Source organism: Stutzerimonas stutzeri (assembly GCF_019090095.1).
GTDB lineage: Bacteria > Pseudomonadota > Gammaproteobacteria > Pseudomonadales > Pseudomonadaceae > Stutzerimonas > Stutzerimonas stutzeri_AN.
Genome location: NZ_JAGQFP010000001.1, coordinates 1,517,885 through 1,536,319 on the forward strand (window position 1 = coordinate 1,517,885; position 18,435 = coordinate 1,536,319).

General features: G+C 63.9%; 14 protein-coding genes. 11 read left to right on the top strand and 3 right to left on the bottom strand.

The features are described from left to right. Positions 1–4: 4 nt before the first annotated feature. A complete protein-coding gene (locus KVO92_RS06550; protein WP_217474806.1) occupies positions 5–730 on the bottom strand; it encodes a DUF72 domain-containing protein in 726 nt (241 codons plus the stop codon). A 173-nt stretch (positions 731–903) separates the two neighbouring features. Between KVO92_RS06550 and KVO92_RS06555 the strand changes: the two genes are divergently transcribed. The 7 genes from KVO92_RS06555 to KVO92_RS06585 all read left to right on the top strand — a co-directional run bounded on the left by KVO92_RS06555 (position 904) and on the right by KVO92_RS06585 (position 11,607). Continuing rightward, positions 904–3,339, top strand: a complete 2,436-nt coding sequence (locus KVO92_RS06555) for a helicase-related protein (protein ID WP_217474807.1) — start codon at positions 904–906, stop codon at positions 3,337–3,339. Between the two features lie 1,074 nt (positions 3,340–4,413). Then, a complete protein-coding gene (locus tag KVO92_RS06560; RefSeq protein ID WP_217474808.1) occupies positions 4,414–4,839 on the top strand; it encodes a DUF1810 domain-containing protein in 426 nt (141 codons plus the stop codon). A 536-nt stretch (positions 4,840–5,375) separates the two neighbouring features. Continuing rightward, on the top strand, positions 5,376–6,254 hold the full coding sequence (locus KVO92_RS06565) for an MIP/aquaporin family protein (protein WP_217474809.1): 879 nt from the start codon (positions 5,376–5,378) through the stop codon (positions 6,252–6,254). Between the two features lie 123 nt (positions 6,255–6,377). Beyond that, positions 6,378–7,889: a glycerol kinase GlpK gene (glpK, locus tag KVO92_RS06570; RefSeq protein ID WP_217474810.1), complete on the top strand. Its 1,512-nt coding sequence runs from the start codon at positions 6,378–6,380 to the stop codon at positions 7,887–7,889. A 142-nt stretch (positions 7,890–8,031) separates the two neighbouring features. Further along, positions 8,032–8,790: a DeoR/GlpR family transcriptional regulator gene (locus KVO92_RS06575; protein WP_217474811.1), complete on the top strand. Its 759-nt coding sequence runs from the start codon at positions 8,032–8,034 to the stop codon at positions 8,788–8,790. Positions 8,791–9,704: 914 nt separating this feature from the next. Next, positions 9,705–11,255, top strand: a complete 1,551-nt coding sequence (gene glpD, locus KVO92_RS06580; protein ID WP_217474812.1) for a glycerol-3-phosphate dehydrogenase — start codon at positions 9,705–9,707, stop codon at positions 11,253–11,255. A 70-nt stretch (positions 11,256–11,325) separates the two neighbouring features. Next, positions 11,326–11,607 (top strand): peptidylprolyl isomerase, encoded by a 282-nt coding sequence (locus KVO92_RS06585; RefSeq protein WP_217474813.1) that lies wholly within the window; start codon positions 11,326–11,328, stop codon positions 11,605–11,607. Positions 11,608–11,706: 99 nt separating this feature from the next. Here the strand turns inward: KVO92_RS06585 and KVO92_RS06590 are convergent, their stop codons facing one another. Then, on the bottom strand, positions 11,707–13,302 hold the full coding sequence (locus KVO92_RS06590) for a methyl-accepting chemotaxis protein (RefSeq protein ID WP_217474814.1): 1,596 nt from the start codon (positions 13,300–13,302) through the stop codon (positions 11,707–11,709). 294 nt (positions 13,303–13,596) lie between these two features. On the opposite strand from KVO92_RS06590, the gene KVO92_RS06595 reads away from it, so the two are divergent. After that, positions 13,597–13,968, top strand: a complete 372-nt coding sequence (locus KVO92_RS06595) for an STAS/SEC14 domain-containing protein (RefSeq protein ID WP_217474815.1) — start codon at positions 13,597–13,599, stop codon at positions 13,966–13,968. A 10-nt stretch (positions 13,969–13,978) separates the two neighbouring features. Here KVO92_RS06595 and KVO92_RS06600 read toward each other — a convergent pair whose 3' ends face one another. After that, the gene (locus KVO92_RS06600) at positions 13,979–14,875 is read right to left on the bottom strand and encodes a CAP domain-containing protein (RefSeq protein ID WP_254621300.1); all 897 of its coding nucleotides are present in this window, start codon (positions 14,873–14,875) and stop codon (positions 13,979–13,981) included. A 227-nt stretch (positions 14,876–15,102) separates the two neighbouring features. Between KVO92_RS06600 and KVO92_RS06605 the strand changes: the two genes are divergently transcribed. From KVO92_RS06605 to KVO92_RS06615, 3 genes are all read left to right on the top strand, one after another. Beyond that, positions 15,103–15,837: a sulfite exporter TauE/SafE family protein gene (locus KVO92_RS06605; protein WP_217474816.1), complete on the top strand. Its 735-nt coding sequence runs from the start codon at positions 15,103–15,105 to the stop codon at positions 15,835–15,837. Between the two features lie 300 nt (positions 15,838–16,137). Next, positions 16,138–17,568: a mechanosensitive ion channel family protein gene (locus tag KVO92_RS06610; RefSeq protein ID WP_254621301.1), complete on the top strand. Its 1,431-nt coding sequence runs from the start codon at positions 16,138–16,140 to the stop codon at positions 17,566–17,568. Further along, a complete protein-coding gene (locus KVO92_RS06615) occupies positions 17,480–18,229 on the top strand; it encodes a mechanosensitive ion channel family protein (protein WP_336512608.1) in 750 nt (249 codons plus the stop codon). Before KVO92_RS06610 ends, KVO92_RS06615 begins: the two co-directional genes overlap by 89 nt. Positions 18,230–18,435: the final 206 nt, after the last annotated feature.

Consider the following 18,435-nt stretch of genomic DNA (forward strand, 5'->3'; position numbering starts at 1 on the left):
GCCCTCAACCCAAGCGATGCTGCATCGCCAGGGTATTGGCCGTCGCCGCACCGCTGGCCGTGTTGTCGAAGATGCACCAGACGGGCGTCTGCGCCGACTCGCCCGCCAGGCGCTCGGCGAGCCGATCCAGCCACTCGTCGGCGTAGGAGGAGTAGTAGATTCGCGGAGAGCCGTGCAAGCGAAAATAGCGAAGCCCGGCCCAACCGCCCGGCTGAGCCGCCTCGGAAAAAGGAGCGGGGTCGGCCGCGACCCGGGCGATGCGCGCCTGCTGCAACAGCGGCTCGGCCGCCAGCCAGCTCGGGTGCCGGGGTTCGATGGCGACCGCGCCCGTATAGCGCGTGCGCAACGCCTCGATGAAGCCAGCGGCGCTGGCCGGATCGTAGGCCAGCGACGGCGGCAGCTGCACCAGCAGGCACCCGAGCTTGTCACCGAGATGGCCGCATTCGTGCAGAAAGCGATCGAGCAACCCTTCGCAGTCGATCAATCGCCGCTCGTGGGTGATCTCTTTCGGCACCTTCACGCAAAAGCGAAACGCATCCGGCACGCTTTCCGCCCACCGGGCGTAGGTGGTGGGGCGATGCGGGCGGTAGAAGGATGTGTTGATTTCAACCGCGGGCAAGCGCGCCGCATAACGTTGCAGATGCGTCCCAACCGACGGAAACGCCGGCCATTGATCGCGCGGAAGACTCCACCCCGCCGTCCCCATTAACACCGAGCTACCGCGCTTCATACCCGCCCCCATCGACCTTTCTGTACAGATGGACCCTGGCATCCAGGTATATGATCCTCGGCCTCGCGCCGCGCGCTCGCCTGTGCCCGACGCATGGCATCTCTGCGTGCCGCTCGTATTGCGCGGCCCGATTGTCCAAACTCGCAGCACACCTGATCAGAGAGGCGTCGATCATGCGCAAGGCCGAAGCCAAGCACCGCCAGTCCCACAAGCTCGAACGACTTCAGCGATTCCTCGACTGGACCACCGAGCGCTATCCCGACTTCGCGCCCAAGAAGAATCACCAGGAAAAATGGTTCAGCACCTACCTTGGCCATCAGCCGCCGGAGATCGGCCGCGCGGCGCGCCTGTTCTGGCTCGGGCTCGATGAGGCAACCGTCGAGGCGAACCTTGAAAACGCCGACTCGACCCGATTGATTGGCCGGCTGCTGAACCGGGACGTGAACGACTTCAGTTGCACGGTGGATGTCTTCGGCATCGAAAAAACGCTGGATTGCGGCCCGGTGCAGAACCTGCTCGAGCCGGAATTCGCACTGCGCATCGATGACAGCCGCTCGCCCGATGAGTTTGAGCGCAACGTCTGCGCCGCGGTGCAGACGCTGGTCCGGGATCGCCTGCACGTGCTGGAAAAGCCGTTCGCAAGCTTAAGCGATGAACAGAAAGCGCAGTGCCTGGAGCGCCTGCCCGTGCGGCTTGCACGCCTCGACGACTTCGCCGCGCGCGCCGTCGATATCGTCAACGAGGTCAAGCACGAGCTGCGTTATGTGGTCGAACTGCGCCACGGCGAATTGGCGCTGGACATGCAGCGGCGCATCCCGGGCGGCCAGGGCCATGTGCTCAGCGATCAGGAAGTCGCCGCACTCAAGGATGAAGACCGCCAGGCCATGAACGCCAAGTTCGAGATGATGATCGAGGAAGCCCAGGATTTCGACCTGCAGCTGCTCGGTGAGAAGCGTCTGACCGAAGTGTTCATGATGGAGCCCAAAAAGCTGCGCCGGACCATCCGCTTCGCCCGCGAGGACAATCGGGAGAAGATGGCCTTCGCCGTGCTGCTGGAAAACAACCCGCGCTTCGTCCATTACCACAAGCTCTACGCGGCCAGGCGCATCACCCGCACCTGGACCGCCCTGCTCGGCCCGACCAACAGCGGCAAGACCTACCAGGCGATCCAGGCCATGACCGGCGTGACCCACGCCATCTACCTCTCGCCGCTGCGGCTGATGGCGCTGGAGAACCAGGAGCGCATCGAGTCCCTGGGCGTGCCCTGCTCGCTGGTCACCGGCGAGGAAGAGATCATCCGCGAAGGCGCCACCCACTATTGCTGCACCGTCGAGGAATTCGCGCGCTTTCGGCACGAGTCCTGGGACGTGGTGGTGATCGACGAAGTGCAGATGATGGCCGACTCGCAACGCGGCTGGGCCTGGGTCGATGCGCTGGTCAGTGCCTATACCCAGGACCTGATCATGACCGGCCCGGAGCTGATCCAGCCGTCGCTGAAAACCCTGTGTGACCTCTGCGAAGACCAGTTGGTGATCACGCGCACCAAACGACTGTCGCCGGTGGATGTGGCGCGCCGCGCAACCACGCTCAAGCAGCTGGACGCCGGCTCGATGCTGGTCGCCTTCAGCCGCAAGACGGTGCTGGAACTCAAGGCGATGCTGGAGATGACCGGCAAGAGCGTCTCGGTGGTCTACGGCGCGTTATCGCCGGAAGTCCGCCGCGAGCAGGCACGTCGCTTCCGCGAGGGTGAGGCCGAGCTCATGGTTGCTACCGACGCCGTGGGCATGGGTCTCAACCTGCCAGCGCATACCCTGTGCTTCTACACCGACGAGAAGTACGACGGCATCCAGAATCGCCAGCTCAAGGTGCAGGAGGTCAAGCAGATCGGCGGCCGCGCCGGGCGCTTCGGCCATCACGACAGCGGCCTGATCACGGCGCTCGACGGCCAGACGCTGCAGTCGATCAAGCGCTTGTTCTACAGCGCGGATCTGCCGGTTGACCTGTCGCAATTCCAGGTGCGGCCGTCCATCGAGCACCTGCAGGCGATCTCCGAGCTGATGAACGAGCCGAGCCTGCTGCGGGCCTGGCTGACCTTCAACCGCAACATCAACTACGGCGACGAATTCATTTCGATCCTGCCCGACGAACTGGCCGAGTGGATCAAGCTGATCGACGATCCGACCATCGACCTGCCGTTGCGCTGGATCTTCGCCTGCACGCCGATCCGCGGCGGCCTCGACAGCCCAGCCAGCCACCACGCCCAGCAATGGTTGAAAAAGGTCGCGCAGGACAAGGAGATCCCCCTGCCGCGGCTGATCATCGATGCCGACCTCGCCACCCTGGAGAGTTCGCTGCACGTCATCGAAACCTACTTGCACCTGGCGCGCACGCTGCCGGCCCATTTCCCGGCGCTGGAACAGGCCGAAGAGCACCGCAGCCTACTCAACGGCGCCATCACCCGCGAGCTGTCACGCCAGCGCAAGCCGCGCAGTTCGGATCGGCGCAAGCTCTCGGGCGGCAACCGTCAATGCCAGAAATGCGGCAGGGCCATGCCCATCGCCGGCCGCCAGTTCAGACTGTGCCAGGGCTGCTTCAACGCCAAGCGGTAACGTGCCTGCCGCAGCCCCCGCCGCGGCCACCACACACAACGGGACCGCCCCCACAATCGCGCATGTAGGAGCCGGCTCTGCCTGCGACCGCGTGGCCCTGACCAAGACCGGCGCAAAGATTCGCACCCTCCGGTCGCGGGCAGAGCCCGCTCCTACAGGTCCGTGCTCCACGAAACACCCCGCTTTGTGTAGGAGCAGGCTCTGCCTGCGACCAAGCGCCCATGACCGACACCGACGCATAGATCCGCACCCACCCGTCGCGGGCAGAGCCCGGTCCTACAGGGTCGTGCTCCACGAAACACCTCGCTTTGTGTAGGAGCAGGCTCTGCCTGCGACCCAGCGCCCAGACCGACACCGGCGCATAGCTCCGCACCCTCCGGTCGCGGGCAGAGCCCGCTCCTACAGGGTCGTACTCCACGAAACACCTCGCTGTGTGTAGGAGCAGGCTCTGCCTGCGACCCAGCGCCCAGACCAACACCGGCGCATAGCTCCGCACCCAGGTGGTCGCGGGCAGAGCCCGCTCCTACAGGACTGTGCTCCACGAAGCGCCCCGCTTTGTGTAGAAGCAGGCTCTGCCTGCGACCGCGTGGCCCAGACCGACACCGGCGCATAGACCGCACCCTCCGGTCGCGGGCAGAGCCCGCTCCTACAGGGTCGTGCTCCACGAAACACCCCGCTTCGTGTCGGAGCAGGTTCTGCCTGCGATCAAGCGCCCAGACCAACACCGGCGCATAGATCCGCACCCTCCGGTCGCGGGCAGAGCCCGCTCCTACAGGTCCGTGCTCTACGAAACACCTCGCTGTGTGTCGGAGCAAGCTCTGCCTGCGATCAAGCGCCCAGACCGACACCGGCGCATAGATCCGCACCCTCCGGTCGCGAGCAGAGCCCGCTCCTACAGGGTCGTGCTCCACGAAACACCTCGCTGTGTGTAGGAGCAGGCTCTGCCTGCGACCATGCGCCTATGAACGACACCGGCGTATCGACCGCAACCATTCGGCGAATCGGACAGACTGCGATGGATCGACCGCCTGCGCAGGGCCTCTAGATGTTCGACAGCCATTGATGGAGCAGGCCATGAGCGATCCGCACAATCTGCAGCGATTCGTCGATGCACAGCGATCCGTTTACGAACGCGCACTGGCGGAACTGCAAGCCGGCCGCAAACAGAGCCACTGGATGTGGTTCATCTTTCCGCAGATTGCGGGCCTCGGCCACAGCGACATGGCACGGCGCTACGCCATCAGTGACGCTGATGAAGCGGCCGCCTACCTGCAGCATCCGCTGCTCGGACCGCGCCTGGAAGCCTGTGCCGAAGCGTTGCTCGACCACGCGGAACGTCCGGCGCGACAGATTCTCGGCTCGCCTGACGATATGAAGCTGCGATCGAGCATGACCCTGTTTGCCAGCGTCGCACCCGAGCGCACCCTGTTCCAGGCGGTGCTGGATGCTTTTTACGCGGCTGAACCCGATCCGGCGACGCTGTCGCGTCTGCGGCGTTAAGCCGGCGCGGCCCCTGGCCTGTCGATCGCGCGGGTTTCGACAGGGCGCTTCAGCTCGGCCGACACGAGCGGAGAGCGGTACGCACACCGCTCGATGGGTGCACTGAAAGCAACGGGCCGGCCGAGCAGGCTTCGCCCGGATCCTGAGCCGGCCTCAGCCCCCTCGAAACCATCCCGCCGAAGCGCTCGGCGCCGCGCAAACCAAGCGCCATTGATCGGCTACGCCGCGTCTCGATAGACCGCCATCTCAACCAGCTGCTCGCTCACTCAGCACAGTCAGCCCGGTCGTGCCCACCTCAACCAGCCCGTGCCCGACACCGACGCACCGCTCGCAGCCTAGGCACACCGATCGCGTTGCCAGCCAAAAAACCGCCGCACGCACGCGGACAGGCGGCTTTTCGTCAGCTTCCCGTCATAATGTTCAAAATTTTACTTTGACAGCGCTTGCTTTTGACCTTAAGTTTTCGCTTCCGAACATTTCCGAACCATCGCAGTATTCGGAATATAACAACAACAGTTTCAGAAGAGGTTCTGCGCATGAGTAATCCGCCCACCCCGACGCTACGGGGCCAATGCATTGCCGAATTCCTCGGCACCGCGTTGCTGATCTTTTTCGGCACCGGTTGCGTAGCCGCGATGAAGCTCGGCGGCGCTGAGCTAGGTCTTTGGGAAATAAGCATAATCTGGGGCGTAGGGGTCAGCATGGGGGTCTACCTCGCCGCGGGCGTGTCCGGCGCTCACCTGAACCCAGCCGTGTCGATCGCGCTCTGGCTGTTTGGCACCTTCGAGCGCCACAAGGTGCCCGCCTACATCCTCGCCCAGACCGCTGGCGCGTTCTGCGCGGCTGCGTTGGTTTACGGTCTTTACAGCAGTCTGTTTTTCGATTTCGAACAAGCGCAGCACATGACCCGCGGCAGCGTCGCCAGTCTTGAGCTGGCCTCGGTATTTTCCACCTATCCACACGCCTCCTTATCGGTTGCTCAGGCATTCGTGGTGGAAGTGGTGATCACCGCGATCCTGCTGGGGATGATCATGGCCTTGACCGATGACGGTAACGGCCTGCCCCGCGGCCCGCTGGCGCCCTTGCTGATTGGCCTGCTGATTGCCGTGATCGGCGGCGCGATGGGACCTCTGACCGGCTTCGCGATGAACCCGGCGCGCGATTTCGGACCGAAACTGATGACCTACCTGGCCGGCTGGGGTGACGTCGCATTCACTGGCGGACGGGACATTCCATATGTACTGGTCCCGCTGATCGCACCGGTGCTGGGCGCCTGCATTGGCGCTGCCGGCTACAAGGCGTTGATCTGCCGCCATCTGCCCAGCCTGGGCGGCGGTGCCTGTGCAGCCCCAGAGAGCAAGTCCGAAACCAGCCGCTTTACCCAACAGGATGTAACCGCCCACGAAGCACGTTGAACAAGCGATGACGCCAGCACGCGGGGTACGCATGCATCGGTTTGAAAGCCGCTCTGCGTCCAACTTTGCCTTGTGCTGCCCGCCTCGCCTACGCTCTCAACGGCCCGTTTAGGAATTGACACCATGAGCACCCAGAACAATAAGCAATTCATCGTCGCCCTCGACCAGGGCACCACCAGTTCCCGAGCCATCGTGCTGGACCGCAACGCCAACGTGGTGACCATCGCCCAGCGCGAATTCGCGCAGATCTACCCGCAGCCAAGCTGGGTCGAGCACGACCCCATGGAAATCTGGGCCACCCAGAGCGGCGTGTTCGTCGAGGCCCTGGCCCAAGCCGGCATCACCAATGAGCAGGTGGCGGCGATCGGTATCACCAACCAGCGCGAAACCACCATCGTCTGGGACAAGAACACAGGCCGGCCGATCTACAACGCCATTGTCTGGCAGAGCCGCCAGAGCACGCCGATCTGCGATCAGCTCAAGCGTGACGGGATGGAAGACCACATCCGCAAGACCACCGGCCTGGTGATCGACCCTTACTTCTCAGGCACCAAGATCAAGTGGATCCTCGATCACGTCGAGGGCAGTCGTGAGCGCGCCCGCCGCGGCGAGCTGCTGTTCGGCACCGTCGACTGCTGGCTGATCTGGAAGATGACCCAGGGCAAGGCCCACGTCACCGACTACACCAACGCCTCGCGCACCATGCTCTATGACATCCACAAGCTGGACTGGGACCCGGTGATGCTGGAAACGCTGGATATCCCGCGCGAGATGCTGCCGGAGGTCCGTTCCTCATCCGAGGTCTATGGCCACGCCTACCTCGGCTCCGGTCAGAGCACCGGCATTCCCATCGCCGGGATCGCCGGCGACCAGCAGGCCGCGCTGTTCGGGCAGATGTGCGTCGAGCCGGGCCAGGCGAAAAATACCTATGGCACCGGCTGTTTCCTGTTGATGAACACCGGGACCAAGGCCGTGCAGTCCGAGCACGGGCTGCTCACCACCATCGCCTGCGGCCCCAAGGGCGAAGTGAACTACGCGCTCGAAGGCGCCATCTTCAACGGCGGCTCCACCGTGCAGTGGCTACGCGACGAGCTGAAGGTGATCAACGATTCGCTGGATTCCGAGTATTTCGCCACCAAAGTTCAGGACAGCAATGGCGTCTACCTCGTCCCCGCCTTCACCGGCCTCGGCGCACCTTACTGGGACCCGCGCGCCCGTGGCGCCCTGTTCGGTCTGACTCGGGGGGTGAAGGTCGACCACATCATCCGCGCCGCGCTGGAATCCATCGCCTACCAGACCCGCGACGTACTCGACGCGATGCAGCAGGACGCTGGTGAACGCCTGCGCTCGTTGCGCGTGGATGGCGGCGCGGTGGCGAACAACTTCCTCATGCAATTCCAGGCCGACTTGCTCGGTACCCACGTCGAGCGCCCGCAGATGAAGGAAACCACCGCCTTGGGCGCCGCCTACCTGGCAGGCCTGGCGACCGGCTTCTGGAGCAGCCTGGACGAGTTGCGCAGCAAAGCGACCATCGAACGGGTGTTCGAGCCCGCCTGCGATGATGCAAAGCGTGAGGCACTCTACAAGGGCTGGAAGAAAGCGGTGGGTCGCACCCGCGACTGGGAAGAAGCGTAGCCCGGACATCCAAGCGAGCTACACATCGCGCCCGGCCCGGCTCCCAACCGCGCCGGGCGCGCCTATTCGCAAACGAACAATTCTTTAATCAAAGCCCAGACTGCGGCATCCTTCGCGGCATATCGATAAGAAGGAAGCCTCCATGAGTCTGGCCCCACGACAGCAGAGCATTCTCGAACTGGTGCGCGAGCGCGGCTACGTCAGCATCGAAGAGCTGGCACAACAGTTTGCGGTGACGCCCCAGACCATCCGCCGTGATATCAATCAGCTCGGTGAAGCGGGTCTGTTGCGCCGCTACCACGGCGGCGCCGCCCATGACTCCAGCGTGCAGAACACCGCCTACACCCAACGCGCCCGCCAGATGCGTGACGAGAAACGCCGCATCGCCGACGCCATGGCCGCGCACATTCCCGATCAGGCGTCGCTGTTCATCAACATCGGCACCACCACTGAAGCCATCGCCCACGCGCTGCTCAGCCATCGTGACCTCAAGGTGATCACCAACAACCTGCACGTGGCGAGCATTCTCAGTCCCAAGGAAGATTTCGATGTCCTGATCGCCGGCGGCAACGTGCGCAGTGACGGCGGCGTGGTCGGCCAGGCGACGGCCGATTTCATCAGTCAATTCAAGGTCGATTACGCGCTGATCGGCATCAGTGGCATAGACGAAGACGGCACGCTCCTGGACTTCGACTATCAGGAAGTCAGGGTATCGCAAGCCATCATCCACAATGCGCGCCAGGTCTTCCTCGCGGCGGATTCGAGCAAGTTCGGCCGCAACGCGATGACCCGCCTCGGCTCGCTCGAGCAGATCGATATGCTCTTTACCGAAGCGCAGCCGCCGGAGACCTTTATGGAGTTGCTGGCGCGGCACAACGTGAAGTTGGAAGTCACAGACTGATTACGTCACCGGCCCAAACGGGCCGCCGCGCGTGCCCCACATCCGTGCGGCGGCCCTTGTACGATGGAATCGCCGCAGGCGCTTCCGTCAGCTGCCTCGACTCGAGCATGCCCCCAACCAACACCTCAACCGCGCCAGCCTTTGCCTTGTCGGAATACGCCTGCGGCTACTCCAACCTACCCGGCCGAACACCCATACGGGCTTTTGTAGGATGGAATCGCCGCGGGCGCTTCCGTCAGCTGCCTCGACTCGAGCATGCCCCCAACCAACACCGCAACCGCGCCAGCCTTTGCCTTGTCGGAATACGCCTGCGGCTATTCCAACCTACCCGGCCGAACACCCGTAGGGGGCCTTTGTAGGATGGAATCGCCGCGGGCGCTTCCGTCAGCTGCCTCGACTCGAGCATGCCCCCAACCAACACCGCAACCGCGCCAGCCTTTGCCTGTCGGAATACGCCTGCGGCTACTCCAACCTACCCGGCCGAACACCCATACGGGGCTTTTGTAGGATGGAATCGCCGCAGGCGCTTCCGTCAGCTGCCTCGACTCGAGCATGCCCCCAACCAATACCGCAACCGCGCCAGCCTTTGCCTTGTCGGAATACGCCTGCGGCTATTTCAACCTACCCGGCCGAACACCCGTAGGGGGCCTTTGTAGGATGGAATCGCCGCAGGCGCTTCCGTCAGCAGCCTCGACTCGAGCATGCCCCAACCAACAGCGCAACCGCGCCGGCCTTTCTTATGTCGGAATACGCCTGCGGCTATTTCAACCTACCCTGCCTTGCCGCAACCGCTCAAGCCTCAGCACCAATAGATAGCTCATATCCTTTCGATTATTTTCTTTTGATATAAAAAATGAACATAGCCTGTGGAGGAAAGTTCTTTTATGAGCTAGGATGTTCACATTCGAAAATAAATGTTCGTTCTTGAGGAGAATTTCGTGACTGAGAGCGTCTCCGAGCTGTACGACCTCGCCGTTATCGGCGGCGGCATCAATGGTGTAGGTATCGCTGCGGATGCCGCCGGACGTGGTCTGTCCGTGTTCCTGTGCGAGCGCGATGACCTGGCCAGCCACACCTCCTCGGCCAGCAGCAAGCTGATCCACGGCGGGCTGCGCTACCTCGAACATTACGAATTTCGCCTGGTACGCGAGGCACTGGCCGAGCGCGAAGTGCTCTTGGCCAAGGCGCCGCACATCGTCAAGCCGATGCGTTTCGTGTTGCCGCACCGACCGCACCTGCGCCCCGCCTGGATGATCCGCGCCGGGCTGTTTCTTTACGACAACCTCGGCAAGCGAGAAAAGCTGCCGGCGTCGCGCAGCTTGCGCTTCGGCGACGACAGCCCATTGAAGCCGGCCATCAAGCGCGGCTTCGAATATTCCGATTGCTGGGTCGACGATGCCCGCCTGGTCGTGCTCAACGCCATGGCTGCTCGGGAGAACGGTGCGCATATCCACACGCGTACGCAGTGCCTGAGCGCCAAGCGCGCCGGTGGTATCTGGCACGTGGAACTGCAGCGTCAGGACGGGACGCGCTTTTCCCTGCGCGCCAAGGCGCTGGTCAACGCGGCGGGCCCCTGGGTCGCGAAGTTCATTGGCGAAAACCTGCAGCAGCGCTCGCCCTACGGCATCCGCCTGATCCAGGGCAGCCACATCATCGTGCCCAGACTGTACGAAGGTGAGCAGGCGTTCATCATGCAGAACGAGGACCGCCGCATCGTCTTCGCCATTCCCTACCTGGAGCGCTACACCATGATCGGCACCACCGATCGTGAGTACCGTGGCGACCCGGCGAAGGTCGGCATCAGCGAAGAAGAAATCACCTACCTGCTGGGCGTTGCCAATGCGCACTTTCGCAAGCAACTCGAGCCGACAGACATCATCCACACCTTCGCCGGTGTGCGCCCATTGTGTGACGACGAATCGGACAATCCCTCGGCCGTCACCCGCGACTACACCCTGTCGCTGGCGGCGGAAGAAAAGCAGGCGCCGTTGCTGTCGGTGTTCGGCGGCAAGCTGACCACCTACCGCAAGCTGGCCGAGTCGGCGATGGAGCAGCTCAAGCCGTTCTTTCCGCAGATGGGCCACAGCTGGACGGCAAGCGCGCCGCTACCCGGCGGAGAAGGCATGACCACGGCGCAGTCGTTGAGCGAAGAGCTGCTGAGCAGCGTCGACGGTCTCGAGCGTTCGCTGGCCCGCCGCTGGGCCACCCTCTATGGCCGTCGCGTCTGGCAGCTGCTTGGTGACGTTCGCTCGGTTGCCGGGCTCGGAGAGCGCCTGGGGAAGGACCTCTATGCGCGCGAGGTGGACTACCTGCGTCATCAGGAGTGGGCGAGCAATGCCGAAGACATCCTCTGGCGGCGTACCAAGCTCGGCCTGGCATTCACCCCGGACGAGGTGAGCCAGCTGCAGCAGTACCTGCAGGCGCAGCCGGCGAAGAGCAACACGACAGACGTACATGCGGCCTGACGGCCGCAGCGTTTCGAATCGCCACCGATTAGGGTAGGCTCAGCGACTTCTCAAGACGGAGTGATACCCCATGGCCCGAGCCACTGCCCGCCACATTCTCGTACCCACTGAAGAAAAGTGTAACGAGCTGAAAGCCGCTATCGAAGGCGGTGCCGACTTCGCCCAGGTCGCCAAGGAAAATTCCACCTGCCCGTCCAGCCGCCAGGGCGGCGATCTGGGCTCGTTCGGCCCCGGTCAGATGGTCAAGGAATTCGACACCGTGGTCTTCAGCGCCCCGCTGAACCAGGTACAAGGGCCGGTGAAAACCCAGTTCGGCTACCACCTGCTGGAAGTGACCAGCCGCCAGGACTGATCCCTTCGCCCCCGCCATCCGCGCGGGGGCCTTCACCCGTCTCGCAGCCCGCCGCTCAGGTCTGTGGACACCTCAATAGCCAGCATCCGTGTTTGCGCATCACGCGCCCAGTCGGAACCGGCCAGTAAGCGACTTCAACCCATCCATACGTTGCATAATCGTCTGTCCGGAACTGGCGGTATCGTGCGTGGCGCTGGCCGCTTGGTCGGCGACCCGGGCGATGCGCGTCAGCGACTGATTCATGTCCTCGGCAACCTGCGATTGCTCCTCGGCCGCAGTGGCTATCTGGTTGGTCATGCCGCGGATCGTCTGCACCGCCGCGACGATCTGCCCCAACGCATGTTGAGCCGCCTCGATCTGACTCAACGTCGTGTCGCTGCTTTGCCGCGAGGCGTCCATGGCTTCGCCGGCGCGCGAGGCCTGACTTTGCAGGCGCTCGACCAACAGGCTGACTTCCTTGGCCGAACTCTGCGTCCGGCTGGCCAGGCTACGGACTTCGTCGGCGACTACCGCGAAGCCACGGCCCTGCTCACCAGCGCGGGCGGCTTCGATCGCGGCGTTGAGCGCCAACAGATTGGTCTGCTCGGCGATGCCGCTGATCACGTTGAGTACCTTGCCGATTTCGTGGCTGTCCTGCACCAGCTGCTGCATAACCTGCGACAGACCATCGACATGCCCGCTGAGGGTACGGATAGCACCCACCGACGCGTTCATGACAGCGCTTCCCGTGTTGGTTTCCTGCTCGGCTATGTCGGCGGCGTTGGCCGCCTCCACGGTGCTGCGGGCCACTTCCTGGGAGGTTGCGAGCATCTCGTTCATCGCGGTAGCCACCTGGTCGATCTCGGCCTGCTGACCTTCGACGTTGCGAGCGCTCTCGCCGGCCAGGCTCGCCATGCGCTTGCACTGGCCATCAGCCTCATCGGCCGCCTGGCGCACGCCGCGGATCATTTCGCCGACCTGATCGAGCAAGCGGTTGTAGGCGATGGTGATCATGCCAATCTCGTCATCAGCGTGGCGCACCTGTAGCGGCGCGGAGAAATCGCCCTGGCTGACCTTCTCCAGCCGACCGCGCAGTTCGTCGATCTGCAGCATCAGCCAGTTCATGCCGGCGATACGGCCGAACACCACCAGCAACAGCACGGTCAGCGTCGAGCCCAAGGCGACCCAGAGTTGCTGCGACGCGCTGCGGTTGGCCTCGGCGGAAATCAACGAGACCACTTCGTTGGAAGCGGCAAGCAGGTCGTTGGCGTCGGCCGCGACCGCCTTCAGATCGGCCTGCTGGCCGGCCGCCAGGGCTTTCACCGCGGGCCGATAGTGCTGCCAGATCTGGTCGACGCGCTGCAGCGGCGCCTTGGCACTGTCCAGTTCGACCGGCGCGATGCCCTTGGCCCGGTCACCTTGCAGCAGCAGACGATGCGATTGCTCGAAGCGCTCGATGGTCTTGTCGACATCGGCCGGATTGCCCACGCCCTGAGCGGCGAGCAGCGCTTCCTTGATCATTTTCTGGCTGAGCATGCGCTGCGCGCCGGCCATGTCGATCTGATTGGCGTCCTTGACCGACATGAACAGCGCACCTGCCGTCAATGCCGCACAGAGGAAAATCAGGCTGTAGGAAAAGAAGAACTGCAGGTTGATGGTGCGCAGGCCAATGCCGCGCAGCAGGCGTTGGATAGCGTTTGCCAGGGTGCTGGTCATGCAAATCGTCCGATGGTCCAAGCGGGCGCAACGACCGGCGGGTCTCCCCGGCGGTGGTGGCGTGGTTGCTCTATTCTCGGCCGCGAATCAGCTATCTTTAATACCGTCCATCATCACGCCGGAACCCCTGAAACAGAGGGCCTGCGTGCGCCCTTCCCGGCCATTTTCCCGGCAACCGCGTAGGTTGCCGCAGCGCGCCGCGGGCGTTGCCCGAGCGTTTGCTCGAATACGCGCTGTGGAGGGGCTATGGTGAACATAACGATTGCGTTCCGTTATCCAACGAAGGAGCGAGCAATGTTCCATGTAACCCGCATAGGCGATAAACGTATCGACGTGGATTTCTCCGGCAAGCTCGATAGCATCGAGATGCGCTTCGCCCTCGACGAGCTGATGCGAAAGTCCGAAGGCATCGTCCATGGCCAGATGCTCTTTCGGGTGGGCGATTTCGACATGCCCACCCTCGGTGCGGTTGGCGTCGAGCTGTCACGCATCCCGCAGATGTTCCGCTTCATACGCCGCTTTGACCGCTGCGCAGTGGTTTGCGCCAAGGAATGGATGAGGAAAGCCAGCGAGATCGAAGGCGCGCTGATTCCCGGCCTGACGGTCAAGGCATTCGACCAACATCAGGCCACCGAGGCGCACAACTGGCTGGAGGGAATGCCCTGATCCCAGCCTCTCAGCGCGGCCGGCCGAACACCTGGGTCCAATAGACGGTGGCCGCGCTCTGGGGATTCGTCGCGTAGGCGGCGCCCATTTCGGTGAAATCCGGATTCATGATGTTCCGGCAGTGCCCCGGACTGGCGAGCCAACCTGACACCGCCTGCTCGGCCGATCCCTGGCCGGCGGCGATGTTTTCGCCAATGCGTTGCCAGCGATAGCCCTGGCGTTGCGCGCGATCACTGACCTGGCTTCCGTCGCGCCCCTGGTGGCTGAAATAATCCTTTTGCGCCATGTCCCGGCTGTGAGCGAGCGCCGTATCGCCCAGTTTTGAATTCCAGCTTACCGGTGGAGCGGCATCGAACGATTGCTTGCCGCAGCGACGTGGCTCGCGCCTGGCCTGGTTGACCTGCTCGAGAATGGCCTTGCCCGCCTCTCGCCAATCGCCCAGGTCATCACTCAGCAATGGCTTGGCCAGCACCACCTGCCAGGTGCTGCCGTCGCGCGACACACCCAGCTCGGCGAATTTCTTGCTCAGCAACGCACTGCAGTAGCGCTGCTTGAACAGCCGCATCACGGTAGCCGCATCGGTCGGTCCGCTCACGGCCATGGCCTGCAAGTTGGCCGCCCGGTAGTTGGATTCGCGCAGTGCTTGCTGCATCCGCGCCCCGGAGCCGGCGGGGATCGCCGCCAGCGCTGCAACCGGGGCGAGTGGGCCGAGCGGTTCGATCTTCTCGCCATTGCAGCCCTCGCCGGAGGTGCGGAAATCGTTGATCAAGCTCACCAGACGCTCGGTTTCGCCCGCGTCTGCCGCCTGACTGACGGAGCCGGCGGCAAGCAACAGCGAACCGATCAGGGCCTGCCCCAGCGAGCGACCGCCGAGGATGGCGGGCAAAGCGAGATGGCGAATTGGCATGCGGCACTCCCGATGGCGTATTTGATGACAACGCGAACCGACGCATGCACCGGTGCGTCTTCATGCTGACCACGATTGGCAATGACCTATCCCCGGCGGCGTCCTGGGTCGTTCAAGGCGCTGTTTCGGTGGCCTGCGCAAGGCTCACCGTCCGCTCGACTGGGAACATGCGATCATCTGGCGCTGTTCTTGTCCTCCTGTAACGCTTCCGCATAAGTGCCGCCTCCATGACGCTGTCTGAATTCCTGCTGTTCGCGCTGCCCGCGATCTTTCTCACCGGACTGTCCAAAGGCGGCTTCGGTGGCGCCCTCGGCGGCATTGCCGTGCCCTTGCTGGCGCTGGCCATCTCGCCCAAGCAGGCAGCGGCGGTCATGCTGCCGATCCTTTGCCTGGCCGATGTCGTAGGCCTCAGGGCGTATATCGGTCACTGGGACAAGGCGAACCTGAAGGTCATGATGCCAGGCGCACTGATTGGCATCGCGCTGGGCACGCTGAGCTTCGGCATGCTCGATGAGCGCCTGATCGGGCTGCTGATGGGCGCCATTGCGGTGGGATTCGTACTGCTCGGGCTGTTCAACCGCAACGACAAACCGCGGCCTCTGCAGCGCGGGCGCGGCGTCATGCTTTCCTCGATCGCAGGATTCACCAGCTTCGTGGCCCACGCCGGCGGGCCTCCGATCATGATGCACCTGCTGCCGCAGCAGCTCGACAAACTGCGCTATGTCGCGACCATCAACCTGTTCTTCCTGATGACCAATGCCATCAAGCTGATCCCCTACGCGGCGCTGGGCCAGTTCAATCGGGAAAACCTGCTGCTCAGCCTGAGCCTGGCGCCCATCGTACCCTTCGGCGTCTGGGCTGGACTCTGGCTGCACAAACGCGTCGATCACGCCTGGTTCTACCGTATCGCCCGCGTCGGCATGCTGGTCGCCGGGCTGCAACTGATCTACAAGCACCTCTGACGCATCGGCACCGCTCGGCCGCATCTCTGAACGATCAGAGGCCTCCCCAGTCGGAAATGATGTACCCACTGCAAAAGGAGTCATCCCCATGCTGAAGTTTTTGGGCAGCACAATCGGCATCATTTTTCTGATCGGCCTGTTGGTGGTGATCGGTTTGTTCATGCTGGTGTTCTAGGGACGGACTCCGCCGGCCGATCGCGCAAGCATCGGCTCAGGAACACGCTTCATCGACAGGCCGCCGTCTTCAGGCGGCCTGTCTGTTTCCCCGCCGGGCAACTCGCTTGTGGACTGCAGCCATCCATGCCTGAACCGCTGATCGATTCTCCACGTTTGCGTGCCTTTTGGCTGACGCTGCTGATGATCGCCTGCCAGGCACTGGCGGCGACGCCCTTGCTGGCACAGGAGAGTGTCGCCACGGTGCGCCTCGATGGTCGCGCGCTGTTTCGCATCGGTGCCACTGCCGATCTGGAGGCCAGGCCCCGGGCGCGGCAGATCGAACGCCAGCTGGCGGCCGTGCTGGAAACGCCCCAGGGCATCACCCGCTCGCGCATCGAGAACGTGGGCGAAGGCGGCGAGAGCCGCCAGATCAGCGTTGCCGGGCGCACGTTGCTGGAAGTTACGCCGATGGATGCCGAAGCCAACGGCGTTACGGTCGATGCCTTGGCCCGGCAATGGGCGGCATCGGTCGATCGCGCCCTGGCGACAGCCGCCGACCGCCGCGACTCAGAGCGGGCACGCTTCCTCACGTCGATTCAGGCCGGCATCGAAACCGCCTTTGCCCGCCTGCTCGAATCTGCGACGCAAGTCATTCCCAGGGTACTCGCCGCCCTGCTGGTGCTCCTGCTGTTCTGGGGGCTGGCGGTTGGCGTGCGGGCACTGGTACGGGCCCTCTTCAACCGTCTGGGCGACGACCGGACCGTTGAGAATCTGGTTCGCCAGGTCAGCTACTACACCGTCTGGCTACTCGGCCTGATCGTCGCGGCGAGCGCCTTCGGGGTGGAGCCCGGCACCCTTGCCACGGGCCTGGGTCTGACCAGTCTCGCGCTGGGGTTCGCGCTGAAGGACATCCTGTCCAACTTCGTCAGCGGCTTGCTGATCCTGACCTTGCGCCCTTTCGAACTGGGCGACCAGATCATCATCGGCGAGACAGAAGGCAGCGTGGAGCGCATCGAGCTGCGCGCCACCCAGATTCGCACCTACGACGGCCGGCGCGTGTTGGTACCGAACGCCGAAACCTTCACCTCCCGCGTCACCAACAACACCGCCGCGCCCATACGCCGCGGCAAGGTCGTCTGTACGCTCGGCTACGAGGTGGATATCGAGGCGGTCACCCGGATCATGCATCACCCGCTCGCGCATCGAGAACGTGGGCGAAGGCGGCGAGAGCCGCCAGATCAGCGTTGCCGGGCGCACGTTGCTGGAAGTTACGCCGATGGATGCCGAAGCCAACGGCGTTACGGTCGATGCCTTGGCCCGGCAATGGGCGGCATCGGTCGATCGCGCCCTGGCGACAGCCGCCGACCGCCGCGACTCAGAGCGGGCACGCTTCCTCACGTCGATTCAGGCCGGCATCGAAACCGCCTTTGCCCGCCTGCTCGAATCTGCGACGCAAGTCATTCCCAGGGTACTCGCCGCCCTGCTGGTGCTCCTGCTGTTCTGGGGGCTGGCGGTTGGCGTGCGGGCACTGGTACGGGCCCTCTTCAACCGTCTGGGCGACGACCGGACCGTTGAGAATCTGGTTCGCCAGGTCAGCTACTACACCGTCTGGCTACTCGGCCTGATCGTCGCGGCGAGCGCCTTCGGGGTGGAGCCCGGCACCCTTGCCACGGGCCTGGGTCTGACCAGTCTCGCGCTGGGGTTCGCGCTGAAGGACATCCTGTCCAACTTCGTCAGCGGCTTGCTGATCCTGACCTTGCGCCCTTTCGAACTGGGCGACCAGATCATCATCGGCGAGACAGAAGGCAGCGTGGAGCGCATCGAGCTGCGCGCCACCCAGATTCGCACCTACGACGGCCGGCGCGTGTTGGTACCGAACGCCGAAACCTTCACCTCCCGCGTCACCAACAACACCGCCGCGCCCATACGCCGCGGCAAGGTCGTCTGTACGCTCGGCTACGAGGTGGATATCGAGGCGGTCACCCGGATCATGTGCCGGGCTGCACAGCACACCCCGGGCGTCCTGGAGACGCCGCCCGCGTCGGTCACTCTGCGCGAGCTGGGCTCGAGCGAGCCGGTGTTCGATGTGGAGTTCTGGTGCGATTCGAGGCGCTCGGATTTCGTCTTCACCACCTCGGAGGTCCGCAAGGCATTGGTCGCGGCGTTGCGTGCCGCCGGCGTCACCCTGCCCGACCAGGCCAAACAGAACGTGGTACTGCACACGGCGAAGGGCTGACCGTCGAGCCGCGGACCCGACCTCAGGCGGCAGCGGGACCGTTGAGCCCGATAGCGCCAGACCAGCCCTGTTCCAGCAGCCGCTCGCCATCCACGAGATCCCAGGCGCAACCGGACAGCCGGTCGTCCTGGCGCCCCTGGTTCCGACCTGCGGGAGGGAATGAGCCGAGCGCCGCGAGGGTCCAATCAGGACCACATCAACCGAGG